This is a genomic window from Bacillus sp. SIMBA_008, assembly GCF_046535495.1.
In the GTDB taxonomy this organism is placed as follows: domain Bacteria; phylum Bacillota; class Bacilli; order Bacillales; family Bacillaceae; genus Bacillus; species Bacillus subtilis.
In genome coordinates this window covers 1-262 of sequence record NZ_JAWRWL010000672.1, presented here as the reverse complement: position 1 = coordinate 262, position 262 = coordinate 1, and the positions used below count along the sequence as shown (strand labels likewise).

The following is a 262-nucleotide window of genomic DNA, read 5'->3' as shown; positions in this document are numbered from 1 at the left end:
ATCGCTCTGGTCGAGGGGCAAAGGCCGATCCTGGCCACCAAACTTTACAGCTACGACCGTCAACCCTTCAAGGCGGAGATCGCTTCCGCGGTAAGCCATCCGCCCGATGTCCCCATTACGGAATTTGTCCCCCACCTGCCTGTGCCAGCGGTCAATCCCCTTTACGGACGCGCGGCCGACACCGTCGGTGCCGCCGGGGAACCAAAGCGCTCGCCGCCGGCGGGACCAGCTTCAACCGGTCAGGCATCCGTCTTCGAAGCAT

Annotated in this window: 1 protein-coding gene; it reads left to right on the top strand. The window is 63.7% G+C overall.

Features of this window, described 5'->3' with window-relative positions; translation table 11 throughout:
• Positions 1-262 (top strand): hypothetical protein (locus SB658_RS24920; RefSeq protein WP_410603088.1); only part of this gene is annotated, 262 nt, incomplete at both ends.